We start from the raw sequence: 12,562 nt of genomic DNA on the forward strand, positions 1-12,562 counted from the left end.
CCATGGTGAGCTGAAACATTCTTCCGACCGTGAGGGCAAACCGGGAACTTTATACCTCGGCCCGAATACCGTTTACCGACGCGTTCCGCAAGCGCAATGCGCTTTCAGCATGCGCGGTTACTTGTCCGAGACGTGTTCCTTCTTTCCTTTGCGCTTGGTCGATGCCATTTCCTCGAGTTCCTTCTCGGTCATGGACTCTTCCATGCCCCTGGAGGCGCCCTTGAGTTCGCTCTTCTTCTTTTCGCCTCGTTTGGCGGCAAGGGCCGCGCCGGCAGCCTTCTGCTGCGCCTTCGATTTTGCAGGCATGGCTCCTTTCTCCTTTCGGTGCATGGCACTCACCGCAATGCACGGAGTTCGCTCCCGCACGCGTCGCTGCCGGAACCGGCGAGACTCGATTATGTTCCGCCGCTCGAGCCAGCTTTACGGTTCAAGCGGAAACAATGACGGAAGCTCGGGGGTGCATGGCGGGACGGAAACGAAGGGGCTTTCCGACCCTCTCTCCTTCGCTCTATTCGTTGTCGATCTCGAGCTTCTTGCTGAAGACCAGCGCGAGGACCGTGCAAAGAGCGCCGGAGAGAAGATAGTAGCCCGCGAAGGCGAGCCCGAAGCGGCTGGTCAGCCCTAGTGCCACCAGCGGCGCAAAGCCTGCGCCGATCAACCAGGACAGGTCCGAGGTGAGCGCCGCCCCCGTATAGCGGTACGCCTTGCCGAAGCGCGACGCGACGGCTCCGGCGGCCTGGCCGAAGGAGAGGCCGAGGATCGTGAAACCGACGATCACGAAGACGTCGCGACCGGTGGCGCCAGCCTGGAGCAGCATCGGGGCGACGAAGCTGAAAATCGCGATCAGGACCGCACAAATTCCGAGGTGATTGCGCCGGCCGATGCGATCGGCAATCAGCCCGGAAGCGACGATGGCGAGGATGCCGCAGACCGCGCCGAGGAACTGCACCATCAGGAACGAACTTGCGCCGTGATCCGTGTAGATTTCCACCCAGCTGAGCGGAAATACGGTCACCAGATGGAAGAGAGCGAAGCTTGCAAGCGGGACGAAGGCGCCGATGAGGACGTTGCCTCCATTTACCCTGAGCACTTCCGTGACCCGGGCCGCCTGAAGCTCGTGCATGTCGAGCAGCGTTCCGAATTCCTTCGTCATGACGAGCCGCAGGCGCGTGAACAACGCGACGACGTTGATCGCAAAGGCTACGAAGAACGGGTAGCGCCAACCCCAGGCGAGGAAGTCCGCCTCGGAAATCGAAACGAGAAAATAGGCGAAGAGGGCGCTGGCGAGCATGAAGCCAAGGGGCGCGCCCAGCTGCGGAATCATCGCGTACCAGCCGCGATGGTGCTGCGGCGCGTTCAGAGCGAGAAGCGAGGCGAGCCCGTCCCAGGCGCCGCCAAGCGCAAATCCCTGACCGAGACGAAAGACGGCAAGCAGCGCGATAGACCAGGCGCCGAGTGTCGCATAGCCCGGCAGGAAGGCGATCGATGCCGTCGAGCCGCCGAGGAGGAAAAGAGCGATCGTCAGCTTGACGCCTCGACCGTAAGTGCGGTCGATGGCCATGAAGACCAGCGAACCGACCGGCCTTGCAACGAAGGCAAGCGAAAAAATGGCGAAGGAGTAGAGCGTTGCCGTCAGCCGATCCGGGGCGAAAGGAAAGAAGAGCTGCGGAAAGACGACCACCGAGGCGATGCCATAGACGAAGAAGTCGAAGAATTCCGCTGCCCGGCCGATAACCACGCCGATGGCGATATTGCCGGCAGATACGGAGGTGTCGTCGTGAATGCGCCGCGCGTCGCGCTCCATCGAAGAAGACGACGGTCCCAGGGACTGTTGCATTGCACTGCTCATTAAACGCCTCCCGCGCTCGCACGGGGGCTAGGAACATGCGGTGTTCCGCCGCACCCGCTCGTACTCTCAAGGTGAGAGCGCAAGGCCCCCTTGGAGGGATCTTGACCAATCAACCGCTCATATCAAGGGGAGAAACGCGAAATATTGCGTTTCACGTCCTCACTACCTGCAAGCGGCGGAAGATGCTGCGCCGCAAAACGACTGCGGCGGATTGCTGCAGTGCGACCATCGACCTCATACCTTTCCCATCCACTCTACTTTAGTCGCAGAGCCGTCGAAACAAATAGAGCTTCGAGCCGTGCCAGAACTGTTGAAGTTTTCCCGCCGCCTCGCCGTTTTGCCGCTGTTCTTCGTGATGGCGGGATGCGACATGGTGGTGATGTCGCCGTCCGGCGATATCGCTGCGCAGCAACGCGATCTGATCGTCATATCGACGTTCCTCATGCTGCTGATCATCGTCCCGGTCGTATTCCTGACGCTTTTCTTCGCCTGGCGGTATCGCCGGTCCAACACCAGCGCCACCTACGATCCGGAGTGGCACCACTCGACGGCGCTCGAGGTGGTGATCTGGTCGGCACCGCTTGCGATCATCATCGCGCTCGGGGCGATCACCTGGATCAGCACGCACAAGCTCGACCCCTATCGGCCGCTCGACCGGCTGGATGCGGAAAGGGCGATACCCGCGGACGCCAGACCGCTGACCGTCGAGGTCGTGGCGCTCGACTGGAAATGGCTGTTCTTCTATCCCGACCTCGGGGTCGCGACCGTCAACGAGCTCGCAGCCCCGGTCGACGTTCCGATCCACTTCAAGATCACCGCTTCCTCGGTGATGAACTCCTTCTATATTCCGGCCCTTGCCGGCCAGATCTATGCGATGCCGGGCATGGAAACGAAGCTCCACGCGGTGATCAACAAGCCGGGCGAATACGAAGGCTTCTCGGCCAATTACAGTGGCGACGGCTTCTCCCACATGCGTTTCAAGTTCCACGGGCTCGACCGGCAGGGCTTCGACGATTGGGTGGCGCGGGTGAAGGCGCAGGGGACCGCGCTCAACCGCGACGCCTATCTGAAGCTCGAAAAGCCGAGCGAAAGGGAGCCGGTCCGCTATTACGCCGCGGTCGAGGACGGCTTGTATCGGGCAATCCTCAACCTATGCGTCGCACCCGGCAAGATGTGCATGGAGGAGATGATGCACATCGACATGACGGGGGGCGCCGGCAAGGAGAGCGCCGAGAACCGGAAAAAGCTGGAATACGACAACAGGCATTCCCTTGCGGAAGGAGCGCCGGCCGCAACGCACCCGGCAACGGGCACACCTGCGCGCAGCCAGCAGGAGCCGCAGGGCACCGGCGAAGAGGAGTCGATGCAGCACGATATGCCCATGGGGGGACACGAGGGACACTCGATGCCGGGCATGAACCATGAGAGCGATCCGGCACCGCCGCAGCTCAACCATTGAACACGGCGCGTTGCGCCAACGATTGAACAGGTTTCCCATGTTCTCCGATCCAGATTTTCTGAAGCTCATCTTCGGCCGGCTTACCCTCGACGCAATCCCTTATCACGAGCCGATCCTCGTCGTGACCTTTCTCGCGGTCGCGCTCGGCGGCATCGCGCTGATCGGGCTCATCACCTATTACCGCTTCTGGGGGACGCTCTGGCGCGACTGGCTGACGAGCGTCGACCACAAGAAGATCGGCATCATGTACATCATCCTCGCGCTGGTGATGCTGCTGCGCGGATTTTCCGACGCGATCATGATGCGGCTGCAGCAGGCGATGGCCTTCGGCGGCTCGGAAGGCTACCTGCCGCCGCATCATTATGACCAGGTCTTCACCGCACACGGGGTCATCATGATCTTCTTCATGGCGATGCCCTTCGTGACGGGGCTGATGAACTTCGTCGTGCCGCTGCAGATCGGCGCCCGCGACGTCTCCTTCCCCTTCCTCAACAATTTCAGCTTCTGGATGACGACGGCCGGCGCGATCATCATCATGCTCTCGCTCTTCGTCGGCGAGTTCGCGCGGACCGGATGGCTTGCCTATCCGCCGCTGTCGGGCGCTGACTACAGCCCCGGCGTCGGGGTCGACTATTACATCTGGGGCCTGCAGGTCGCCGGCATCGGAACGACCCTGTCGGGGATAAACCTCATCGCCACCATCGTGAAGATGCGCGCCCCCGGGATGACGATGATGAAGATGCCGGTCTTCACCTGGACCTCGCTCTGCACCAACGTGCTGATCGTCGCCACCTTCCCGGTGCTGACCGCGACGCTGGCGCTGCTTACGCTCGATCGGTACGCCGGCACGAACTTCTTCACCAACGACCTCGGCGGCAATCCGATGATGTATGTCAACCTCATCTGGATCTGGGGCCATCCGGAGGTCTACATCCTCATCCTGCCGGCCTTCGGCATTTTCTCGGAAGTCGTCGCGACCTTCTGCGGCAAGCGGCTCTTCGGCTATGCCTCGATGGTCTATGCAACGGTCGTCATCACCATCCTCTCCTACATCGTCTGGCTGCACCACTTCTTCACCATGGGCTCGGGTGCGAGCGTCAATGCCTTCTTCGGAATCACGACGATGATCATCTCGATCCCGACCGGAGCGAAGATGTTCAACTGGCTCTTCACCATGTATCGCGGCCGCATCCGCTACGAGGTGCCGATGCTCTGGACCCTCGGTTTCATGGTGACCTTCGTGCTCGGCGGCATGACCGGCGTTCTGCTTGCCGTTCCGCCTGCCGATTTCGTGCTGCACAATTCGCTGTTCCTCATCGCCCACTTCCACAACGTCATCATAGGCGGCGTCGTCTTCGGGCTGATGGCAGGCGTCGTCTACTGGTTCCCGAAGGCTTTCGGATTCAGGCTCGATCCGTTCTGGGGCAAGATGTCCTTCTGGTTCTGGCTGACCGGCTTCTACTTCGCCTTCATGCCGCTCTACGTGCTCGGGCTCATGGGGGTCACGCGCCGCGTCAGCCAGTTCGAGGATCCCTCGCTGCAGATCTGGTTCGTCATCGCGGCCTTCGGCGCCTTCCTGATCGCGCTCGGCATCCTGTCGATGCTGATCCAGCTCGTCGTCAGTTTCGTCAGGCGCGAAGAACTGCGCGACACGACCGGCGACCCCTGGGACGGGCGCACGCTCGAATGGTCGACCGCCTCGCCACCACCGGATTACAATTTCGCCTTCACCCCGCTCGTCCACGATCAGGACTCCTGGTGGGACATGAAAAAGCGCGGCCACAGCCGGCCGCTTGCAGGCTTCAAGCCGATCCACATGCCGAAGAACACCGGCACAGGCGTCATCCTCGGGGCGATCAGCGTCGTCTTCGCCTTCGCCATGGTCTGGTACATGTGGTGGCTGGTGATCCTCTCCTTCGTCGCCATGGTGGTGATCGCCGTCGGTCACACCTTCAACTATGACCGCGACTTCCACATTCCTGCAAACGTCGTCGCCGACACAGAGGGCAAGCGCACAGAAGTGCTTGCCGCCGAGGTGCAAGCATGACCGAGTTCCGTACCGAACGCGCGCGTGATGCGGACGAGGCGCCGACCTTCTACCTGACGGAGGAACATCACCCCGAAGGGAGCACGATGCTCGGCTTCTGGCTCTATCTGATGAGCGACTGCCTGATCTTCGCGGTTCTCTTCGCCACCCATGCGGTTCTCGGCCGCAACTATGCCGCAGGCCCCTCGCCCGCCGATCTCTTCGACCTGCCGCTCGTCGCGGTGAACACGTCGATGCTGCTTTTTTCCTCGATCACCTACGGCTTCGCCATGCTGGCGATGGAACGTTACGAGAAAAAAGCGACGCTCGCCTGGATGGCGGTCACCGCGCTCTTCGGCATCGCCTTCGTCGGGCTCGAGCTCTACGAATTCGCGCATCTGATCCATGAGGGCGCCGGACCGCAGCGCAGCGCCTTCCTGTCCTCCTTCTTCACGCTCGTCGGCACGCACGGTCTGCACGTGACCGCCGGCATCGTCTGGATGTTCGTGCTCATGGCGCAGGTCGCAAAGCGCGGGCTGATCCCGGAAAACAAGCGCCGCCTCATGTGCCTTTCGATGTTCTGGCACTTCCTCGACGTCGTCTGGATCGGCGTCTTTTCCTTCGTCTATCTGATGGGAGTTCTCGGATGAGTACGCACGCACCTTCGCACGAGGACGCTTTCGAGGCCCATCATGGCCACAGCCATGGTCACGACGCGGGACACGGAACGCTGAAGAGTTACGTGACCGGCTTCGTCCTCTCCGTCATCCTGACCGCGATCCCCTTCTGGCTGGTAATGGCCGACGTTCTCGACAGCGCCGTCCTCACCGCCACGATCATCATGGCTCTCGGGGCCGTCCAGATCGTCGTCCACATGATCTTCTTCCTGCACATGAACACCCGCTCGGAAGGCGGCTGGACGATGATGGCGCTGATCTTCACGATCCTTCTCGTCGCCATCGCGCTTTCCGGATCGCTCTGGGTCATGCATCACCTGAACACGAACATGATGCCGATGAGCCCGGAAATGATGAAGAACATGCCGTGAAGCGGAGCTTCGCCCCTCACCGGACCCTCTCCCCGCCTGCGACCGCCTGCGGGGAGAAGGCGCCGGCAGGCGGATGAGGGGCGCCAGCAGATCGAATTCAATGACAACCTTGCAATGGTAGATTCTCAAGTCGAAGCCGCATCCCGACAGCACTCCCGGCTCTCTCTTGCGATCCTCAGCATCCTCGGCCTCCTGCTCATCGCGGCTTTTGCTGCGCTCGGCACGTGGCAGCTCAAACGCCTCTCCTGGAAGCTCGACCTGATCGCACGGGTCGAGGAGCGCGTCCAGGCGGCACCCGTGCCTGTGCCGCCCCGCAGCGACTGGCCGAACATCAGCGCCGCGCGAGACGAATACCGGCACGTCACTCTCCACGGCCGCTTCCTCCACGAGAAGGAAACGCTGGTCTATGCCGCAACCGAGCGCGGTGCCGGCCATTGGGTTGTGACGCCCCTTGCGGCTGCCGATGGGACGACCGTGCTCGTGAACCGCGGCTTCGTCCCGACGGAGAGGCGTGAGGCATCGACGCGGCGGGAAGGCCAGATCGAGGGCGAGGCGAAGGTCACCGGCCTGATGCGCATGGACGAGCCGAACGGTTCACTCCTTCAGTCGAACAAGGCCGGGGAAAACCGTTGGTATTCGCGCGACGTGGGTGCGATCGCTGCGGCGCGCGGCCTCTCCGAGGTCGCGCCCTACTTTGTCGACGCGGATGCTGTCCCCAATCGCGGCGGGCTTCCCGTCGGAGGCCTGACGCGCGTCGTCTTCGCCAACAATCACCTCGTTTATGCCGTCACATGGTACGGTCTCGCGGCCATGACGGCGGGTATGCTGGTGATTTTGTGGAGGTCGGCGAGGAGATCGGCCCCGGCGCGGCGTAACGGCCGCGCCGGCCAAGACATCAATTCGCGGAGTTGAGGGTCATCGATGTGCCCGCGGCCGCGACGTTGAGACCGAGCTGGCCGGTAACGCTGACCGTCTGGAGGTGGATAGAGCCGGAGGTGCCGCCGACAAGGACGTTGGCCCCCACGCCCGCACCGAGCGTCGCCTCGGCGCTCGCGCCCTTATAGATACCGCTCAGAGAACCATGGTGGTAGCCGGCCGTCGGCGCGAACACGGCCCAGATCAACCGGCTGCGCATCGTGAAACCCACATCGATCCCGAGTTTGCGAATTTCTCCCGTGTAGCGATCCTCGATCATGTCGCCGCCCAGCGACCGGAAAGCGCACTCGACCTCTTTGGACGAACCGAGCACGTAGCCGGCGCCGCCGCCGATGTCGCATTCCAGATAGCCTATCTTCACACCGCCGCGCGCGTCCTGCACCGCCGGCGGCGGCGCCGGCTCCCGATAGGTCAGATCGGCGGCATCGGCGGCATTGGCGCCCGCGGCGGCAAACGCGATCGTGACCGCGAAAAACGCCTTGGCGAGAGTCTTTTTCATGCATCTTCTCCTTTTCGGCTCATGATCGGCAGAAACCCCGGCCGATCGTCCGAAACAAATTCAGTAATGTCAGCCGCACGGAAAGCTATCGTGCCGCTATGCCTGCCACTCAGGCGGGCTCACGTTTTCGTTGCATTGAGACGATTCGGAGGCAGGCTCGACAACAACTTACTTTTGCGCAGAAGTGTTGCCTTTCGGCCAAAGCCTGAAGCGCGACGCCTCGAAACGATTTGCCACGCGCATCAGCCGCCGTTGACGAGATTGAGGATGAGCTGGTGAACATTGCCGCCGTCGCTGAGCTCGGCCCTGTCGAAGTCGCGGCTCTTCTGTCTTTGCATGCGGGAGATTTCGCCGAGCCGCTTCGTCATTTCGGATTTGATCTTGCGGCATTGGGGATCGTCGGCAACGGTGAGGCCCACGGTGGCGGCCTCGATGGCGCTCACCATCTCCTTGATGAAGTCGCCATGGACCAGCTCATGCTTTCTCACGCCGGCGATGAAGGTCTGCCAGCGGCCCTCAATATTAGCCGGCAGCTTTCCGGCAAGCTTCGGCAGCGTATAGGTGATGGTGAGCTTCGGCAGCGCCGACGCGAGCACGCAGGCCCCGTCTCGCTCCTCATATTTCCGCCTCCAGGTGAGTTTGAAGCTCGTATGGGCGATCGCGCGCCCGAGGCCGCCCACCTGCGGTCCTCGTTCGCCGATGGAAGCATAGAGCTCCGGCCCGGACTGCCCGGTGATCGCGTAAGTCTCTGTCTTTTCGACCGCCCGCCATTCCCCGCGGGCGGCCGCCGGCACCAGCAGAAGACAGGCCAACAGAAAACAAGTTCGACGGCCCGCCAAGCCACCCCCCACGAAACCTTCATTGAATGCGGGCGCAACCTAACGGGGATGGGCCCGGCTTTCAATCGTCCCGATCTGCCCCTTCGCGGCAGCTGCCGGTCAGACGCTGCTCAACAGGAGACTGGTCTCGCTGTTGGCCACGCCGTCGATCATTCGCACCTCGCGCAGTATCCGGTCGAATTCGGAGAGATTAGCTGCCCGTATGTTGGCGACCAGATCCCAGTTGCCGTTGGTGGTGTGCAGCGTATAAATCTCCGGCATGCCGCGCAGTTTGCGAACAACCTGTGTCGTCGACTTCCCCACAACCTCGATCATCATCACCGCATGAACCGTGTTCAGGTCGTAGTCTTCCCTGACGCGCACCGTGAATCCGAGAAGCGTCCCGGTCTCCAGCAGGCGATCCAGGCGATTTTGCACGGTGCCACGCGCCACACCCAGCGCGTCGGAAAGTTTGGAAAGAGATGCCCGGCCGTCGGCGCGCAGATGCGCAATGATCCGGCGGTCCAGATCATCCGGGGTGTATTTTGCAACGACGGAATCGCCAACCGCTGTTCTGCTCATATTGCACAATCCGACTGGAAAAATCGCTCAATTCGGTGCCGAAAATAGCACATTTTTGCGCTTTCGACCAGCGCGCGCAATCGCTACCCTGTCCTGGAGTACAGCAAGCCGCCAAGAGGAATCTCCATGTTCTCCCCGCTTCCTTCAGCCAAGGCCATGGTCCCCTTCGTCAGCGTCGACAACATGATGCGCCTCGTGCATCACCTCGGTGTGGAAACGGTTCTGGCGGAACTCACGGATGCCATCGAGGCGGATTTCCGCCGCTGGGAAAGTTTCGACAAGACGCCGCGCGTCGCCAGCCACTCGCGCGACGGCGTGATCGAGCTGATGCCGACCTCCGACGGCAGGATCTACAGTTTCAAATATGTCAACGGTCACCCGAAGAACACCGCCGAGGGGCTGCAGACGGTGACTGCTTTCGGGCTGCTCGCCGAGGTTTCGACGGGCTATCCGGCACTGCTGACCGAGATGACGATACTGACGGCGCTTAGAACTGCCGCAACCTCGGCCATGGCTGCCCGGCACCTGGCGCCGAAGAATGCACGCACCATGGCTATGATCGGCAACGGCGCGCAGGCCGAGTTCCAGGCCCTGGCGATGAAGGCCGTCTGCGGCATCGACACCATCCGCCTTTACGATATCGACCCGCGTGCAACGGAAAAGGCCGCCCGCAACCTCGACGGTTCCGGGCTGAAGATCGTGTCCTGCAGGTCCGCCCAGGAAGCGATCGAAGGCGCCGAGATCGTCACCACCTGTACGGCTGATAAGCAGTTCGCCACGATTCTCACCGACAACATGGTCGGCGCCGGCATCCACATCAATGCAATCGGCGGCGATTGCCCCGGCAAGACGGAATTGCATCGCGATATCCTGAAGCGCTCGGACGTCTTCGTCGAATATCCGCCGCAGACCCGGATCGAGGGCGAAATCCAGCAGATGGCACCCGATTTTCCCGTGACTGAATTCTGGAAGGTCGTCACGGGCGAGGCGCAGGGCCGGCGCGACGCCCGCCAGATCACCCTCTTCGACAGTGTCGGCTTCGCGATCGAGGATTTCTCTGCGCTCCGCTACGTCCGCGATCGCCTCCCCGGAACCGACTTCTATCAGAACCTCGACATGATCGCCGACCCGGACGACCCGCGCGACCTGTTCGGCATGCTGCTGCGGGCAAAAGAGAGCGAAGAAGCCGTCTAAGCCCTGTCGAGGTTCGAGCCACCCGCCGCCGCTTGTTTGGTCGCCTCATTCCCGTGCTCGTTGTCTAGCCCGGACACAGGAATGAGGGTAGAGAGGGTGCGGTCCCTTGGCGCGATTCATTGCGTCACAGGTTGACCATTCCCCGCCCGGGCGGCACCGCTTCACCTGGCCTGCAGACGCAACATCGCCTTTCGAGCATCCTCGACGAGCGCATGGCCGGGATGACGGCGGATGAAGCGCTCGTAGGCCTCCACCGTATTTTCCGCCTGTGCGGCCTCGAACTCCGATCGCACGGCCCGCTCGTAGTCGGGTGGCTTCTGCATATCCGCTCCGCTTGGCTTCATCGCGCCTTGCGCCATGGCCGGAGACATTGCCGTAAATCCCAGCAGAAGCAACTGCGCAATTTTGCGAAATGTCACGAACCGCTCCAATTTTACGGCATCCCTACGATAATAGTAGCCAATGTCGCTGATAATTGCTAATCAGAACATACAACAATAGCGGGAATTTCGAATGAGCGGTACCGGAAAGTCTCTTAAATTCGTCAAAGCAACCGGAAGCAGCGTCGTTGATTCGTTGCTAACAGGAGACGCATGGGTCGGCACGATAACCTACGCATTCCCGACATGGCGCGGAAGCTACGGCTACGGGTTCGAAAACTACTACGGTTTTACTTCGATATCGGCGGCACAGGCGAAAACAGCGCTTTTCGCCATGGAGCAATCCTACGGTTCGGCGGCCAATGACGGCTTTTCGGTCGAAGGATTCACCAATGCCAGCTTCAAGGCGGGAAGCGCCAGCACCGCGACGATCCGGTTCGCGCAATCGTGGCTGCCGGACACCGCCTATGCTTACCTGCCTGCGCTCGATGCCTCCGGCGGCGACATTTGGTTCGGCACGGCCTATGCCGGCACGGCGGACGACTACCGCAAGCCGGTCGCGGGCAATTACGCATGGCACACGCTCCTGCACGAGCTCGGCCACGCACTCGGCCTGAAGCACGGCCATGAAGGGGACGTCTACGGCGCCTCGCCCGCACGATACGACTCGATCGAATATTCGATCATGACCTATCGCGGCTATATCGGCGCTGGCGAGGGCTACTATTACGAGCAGGTCGGCGCGCCGCAGACCTTCATGATGGCCGACATCGCCGCGCTTCAGGAAATGTACGGCGCCGATTTCACGACCAATGCCGGCAATACGGTGTATAAGTGGACGCCGGGCAGCGGCACCACTTTCGTGAACGCCGGAGCCGGTATCTCGCCCGGCGCGAACCGCATCTTCGCAACCATCTGGGACGGCGGCGGCAACGACACTTACGATTTGAGCGCCTATACCAACGCCCTCAAGATCGATCTCAGGCCGGGCAGCGCTTCGACCTTCAGCATCGACCAGCTGGCCTGGCTCGGCGGCGGCCCGAATGGCGGCTTTGCCGCCGGCAACATTTTCAATGCGCTGCTTTACCATGGCGATGCGCGCTCGCTGATCGAAAACGTCAAGGGAGGCTCGTCCGGCGACACGATCATGGGCAACCAGGCAGCCAATGTGCTGTGGGGTTACGGGGGCAATGACAGGCTGAACGGCGACACGGGCAACGACACGCTCTATGGCGGCTCCGGTTCCGACAGAATCTACGGCGGAAAAGGCAACGACAAGCTCTACGGCGAATCCGGCAACGACCTGCTCTATGCCGCCGCGGGCGCGGACCGTCTGAACGGGGGCAGCGGGAGCGACAGCTTCACGTTCAAGGCGCTCTCCGATTCGACGGTCGCAAAGTCCGGGCGCGACACCATTTTCGATTTCACGGCAAAGTCCGACAGGATCGATCTCTCTGCGATCGATGCCAATACCTCCTCCGCCGGCGACCAGGCGTTTGTCTTCGTCGGAAGCGCCGCCTTCGGCGGCAAGAAGGGTGAGCTACGCTATGTCCGCGATGTCTCCGACACTTATATCTACGGCGATGTGAACGGCGACAGGAAGGCGGATTTCGCGATTCACCTGGATGATGCCGTCACCCTCCAGAAGGGCTATTTCGTCCTCTAGACCACCTGAACCGGCTGGACACACGCAGGACCACCCAGTCCTTGCAGCATCGCATCTTGCATTTGAAAGCAAGTGGCCGCGCTGCTGCAGGGGGCGCGGCACCGC

13 protein-coding genes are annotated in these 12,562 nt (G+C 61.8%); 7 read left to right on the forward strand and 6 right to left on the reverse strand.

Going from position 1 to position 12,562, the window contains the following annotated elements:
* Positions 1-117 precede the first annotated feature (117 nt).
* Together AC6CIG_RS01810 and AC6CIG_RS01815 are read right to left on the reverse strand one after the other, a co-directional pair.
* Complete coding sequence (locus AC6CIG_RS01810; protein WP_003526298.1) at positions 118-306, reverse strand: DUF3008 family protein; 189 nt, start codon at positions 304-306, stop codon at positions 118-120.
* A 202-nt stretch (positions 307-508) separates the two neighbouring features.
* On the reverse strand, positions 509-1,849 hold the full coding sequence (locus tag AC6CIG_RS01815; RefSeq protein WP_498322105.1) for an MFS transporter: 1,341 nt from the start codon (positions 1,847-1,849) through the stop codon (positions 509-511).
* Between the two features lie 298 nt (positions 1,850-2,147).
* Here AC6CIG_RS01815 and cyoA point away from each other — a divergent pair, with 298 nt between their 5' ends.
* The 5 genes from cyoA to AC6CIG_RS01840 all read left to right on the forward strand — a co-directional run bounded on the left by cyoA (position 2,148) and on the right by AC6CIG_RS01840 (position 7,294).
* A complete protein-coding gene (gene cyoA, locus AC6CIG_RS01820; protein WP_498322107.1) occupies positions 2,148-3,308 on the forward strand; it encodes a ubiquinol oxidase subunit II in 1,161 nt (386 codons plus the stop codon).
* A gap of 37 nt (positions 3,309-3,345) precedes the next feature.
* On the forward strand, positions 3,346-5,355 hold the full coding sequence (cyoB, locus tag AC6CIG_RS01825; RefSeq protein ID WP_102761692.1) for a cytochrome o ubiquinol oxidase subunit I: 2,010 nt from the start codon (positions 3,346-3,348) through the stop codon (positions 5,353-5,355).
* Positions 5,352-5,984, forward strand: coding sequence for a cytochrome o ubiquinol oxidase subunit III (gene cyoC, locus AC6CIG_RS01830; protein WP_437405841.1), 633 nt, complete (start codon positions 5,352-5,354; stop codon positions 5,982-5,984). Before cyoB ends, cyoC begins: the two co-directional genes overlap by 4 nt.
* On the forward strand, positions 5,981-6,382 hold the full coding sequence (cyoD, locus tag AC6CIG_RS01835; protein ID WP_102761690.1) for a cytochrome o ubiquinol oxidase subunit IV: 402 nt from the start codon (positions 5,981-5,983) through the stop codon (positions 6,380-6,382). Before cyoC ends, cyoD begins: the two co-directional genes overlap by 4 nt.
* 114 nt (positions 6,383-6,496) lie before the next feature.
* Positions 6,497-7,294, forward strand: coding sequence for an SURF1 family protein (locus AC6CIG_RS01840; protein WP_498322108.1), 798 nt, complete (start codon positions 6,497-6,499; stop codon positions 7,292-7,294).
* Here the strand turns inward: AC6CIG_RS01840 and AC6CIG_RS01845 are convergent.
* The 3 genes from AC6CIG_RS01845 to AC6CIG_RS01855 all read right to left on the reverse strand — a co-directional run bounded on the left by AC6CIG_RS01845 (position 7,278) and on the right by AC6CIG_RS01855 (position 9,217).
* Positions 7,278-7,817: a DUF992 domain-containing protein gene (locus AC6CIG_RS01845; RefSeq protein ID WP_102761688.1), complete on the reverse strand. Its 540-nt coding sequence runs from the start codon at positions 7,815-7,817 to the stop codon at positions 7,278-7,280. The genes AC6CIG_RS01840 and AC6CIG_RS01845 overlap by 17 nt on opposite strands.
* Before the next feature lie 242 nt (positions 7,818-8,059).
* Positions 8,060-8,629 carry a DUF922 domain-containing Zn-dependent protease gene (locus tag AC6CIG_RS01850; RefSeq protein ID WP_152513730.1) on the reverse strand — a complete coding sequence of 190 codons (570 nt, stop codon included), beginning with the start codon at positions 8,627-8,629 and terminating at the stop codon, positions 8,060-8,062.
* 126 nt (positions 8,630-8,755) lie between these two features.
* Positions 8,756-9,217 carry an Lrp/AsnC family transcriptional regulator gene (locus AC6CIG_RS01855; protein ID WP_018099044.1) on the reverse strand — a complete coding sequence of 154 codons (462 nt, stop codon included), beginning with the start codon at positions 9,215-9,217 and terminating at the stop codon, positions 8,756-8,758.
* A 126-nt stretch (positions 9,218-9,343) separates the two neighbouring features.
* Between AC6CIG_RS01855 and ocd the strand changes: the two genes are divergently transcribed.
* Positions 9,344-10,411: an ornithine cyclodeaminase gene (ocd, locus tag AC6CIG_RS01860; protein ID WP_498322110.1), complete on the forward strand. Its 1,068-nt coding sequence runs from the start codon at positions 9,344-9,346 to the stop codon at positions 10,409-10,411.
* Between the two features lie 161 nt (positions 10,412-10,572).
* Here the strand turns inward: ocd and AC6CIG_RS01865 are convergent, their stop codons facing one another.
* Positions 10,573-10,830 (reverse strand): hypothetical protein, encoded by a 258-nt coding sequence (locus AC6CIG_RS01865; RefSeq protein WP_498322111.1) that lies wholly within the window; start codon positions 10,828-10,830, stop codon positions 10,573-10,575.
* Between the two features lie 94 nt (positions 10,831-10,924).
* Here AC6CIG_RS01865 and AC6CIG_RS01870 point away from each other — a divergent pair, with 94 nt between their 5' ends.
* Positions 10,925-12,457 (forward strand): M10 family metallopeptidase, encoded by a 1,533-nt coding sequence (locus AC6CIG_RS01870; protein WP_498322112.1) that lies wholly within the window; start codon positions 10,925-10,927, stop codon positions 12,455-12,457.
* Positions 12,458-12,562 lie beyond the last annotated feature (105 nt).

This window comes from Sinorhizobium sp. GQ132 (genome assembly GCF_059758575.1).

Coding starts and splice junctions, on each gene's coding strand:
- AC6CIG_RS01810 (WP_003526298.1), bottom strand. CDS start 306: ATGCCTGCAAAATCGAAGGCGCAGCAGAAGGCTGCCGGCGCGGCCCTT.
- AC6CIG_RS01815 (WP_498322105.1), bottom strand. CDS start 1,849: ATGAGCAGTGCAATGCAACAGTCCCTGGGACCGTCGTCTTCTTCGATG.
- cyoB (WP_102761692.1), top strand. CDS start 3,346: ATGTTCTCCGATCCAGATTTTCTGAAGCTCATCTTCGGCCGGCTTACC.
- cyoC (WP_437405841.1), top strand. CDS start 5,352: ATGACCGAGTTCCGTACCGAACGCGCGCGTGATGCGGACGAGGCGCCG.
- cyoD (WP_102761690.1), top strand. CDS start 5,981: ATGAGTACGCACGCACCTTCGCACGAGGACGCTTTCGAGGCCCATCAT.
- AC6CIG_RS01840 (WP_498322108.1), top strand. CDS start 6,497: ATGGTAGATTCTCAAGTCGAAGCCGCATCCCGACAGCACTCCCGGCTC.
- AC6CIG_RS01845 (WP_102761688.1), bottom strand. CDS start 7,817: ATGAAAAAGACTCTCGCCAAGGCGTTTTTCGCGGTCACGATCGCGTTT.
- AC6CIG_RS01855 (WP_018099044.1), bottom strand. CDS start 9,217: ATGAGCAGAACAGCGGTTGGCGATTCCGTCGTTGCAAAATACACCCCG.
- ocd (WP_498322110.1), top strand. CDS start 9,344: ATGTTCTCCCCGCTTCCTTCAGCCAAGGCCATGGTCCCCTTCGTCAGC.
- AC6CIG_RS01870 (WP_498322112.1), top strand. CDS start 10,925: ATGAGCGGTACCGGAAAGTCTCTTAAATTCGTCAAAGCAACCGGAAGC.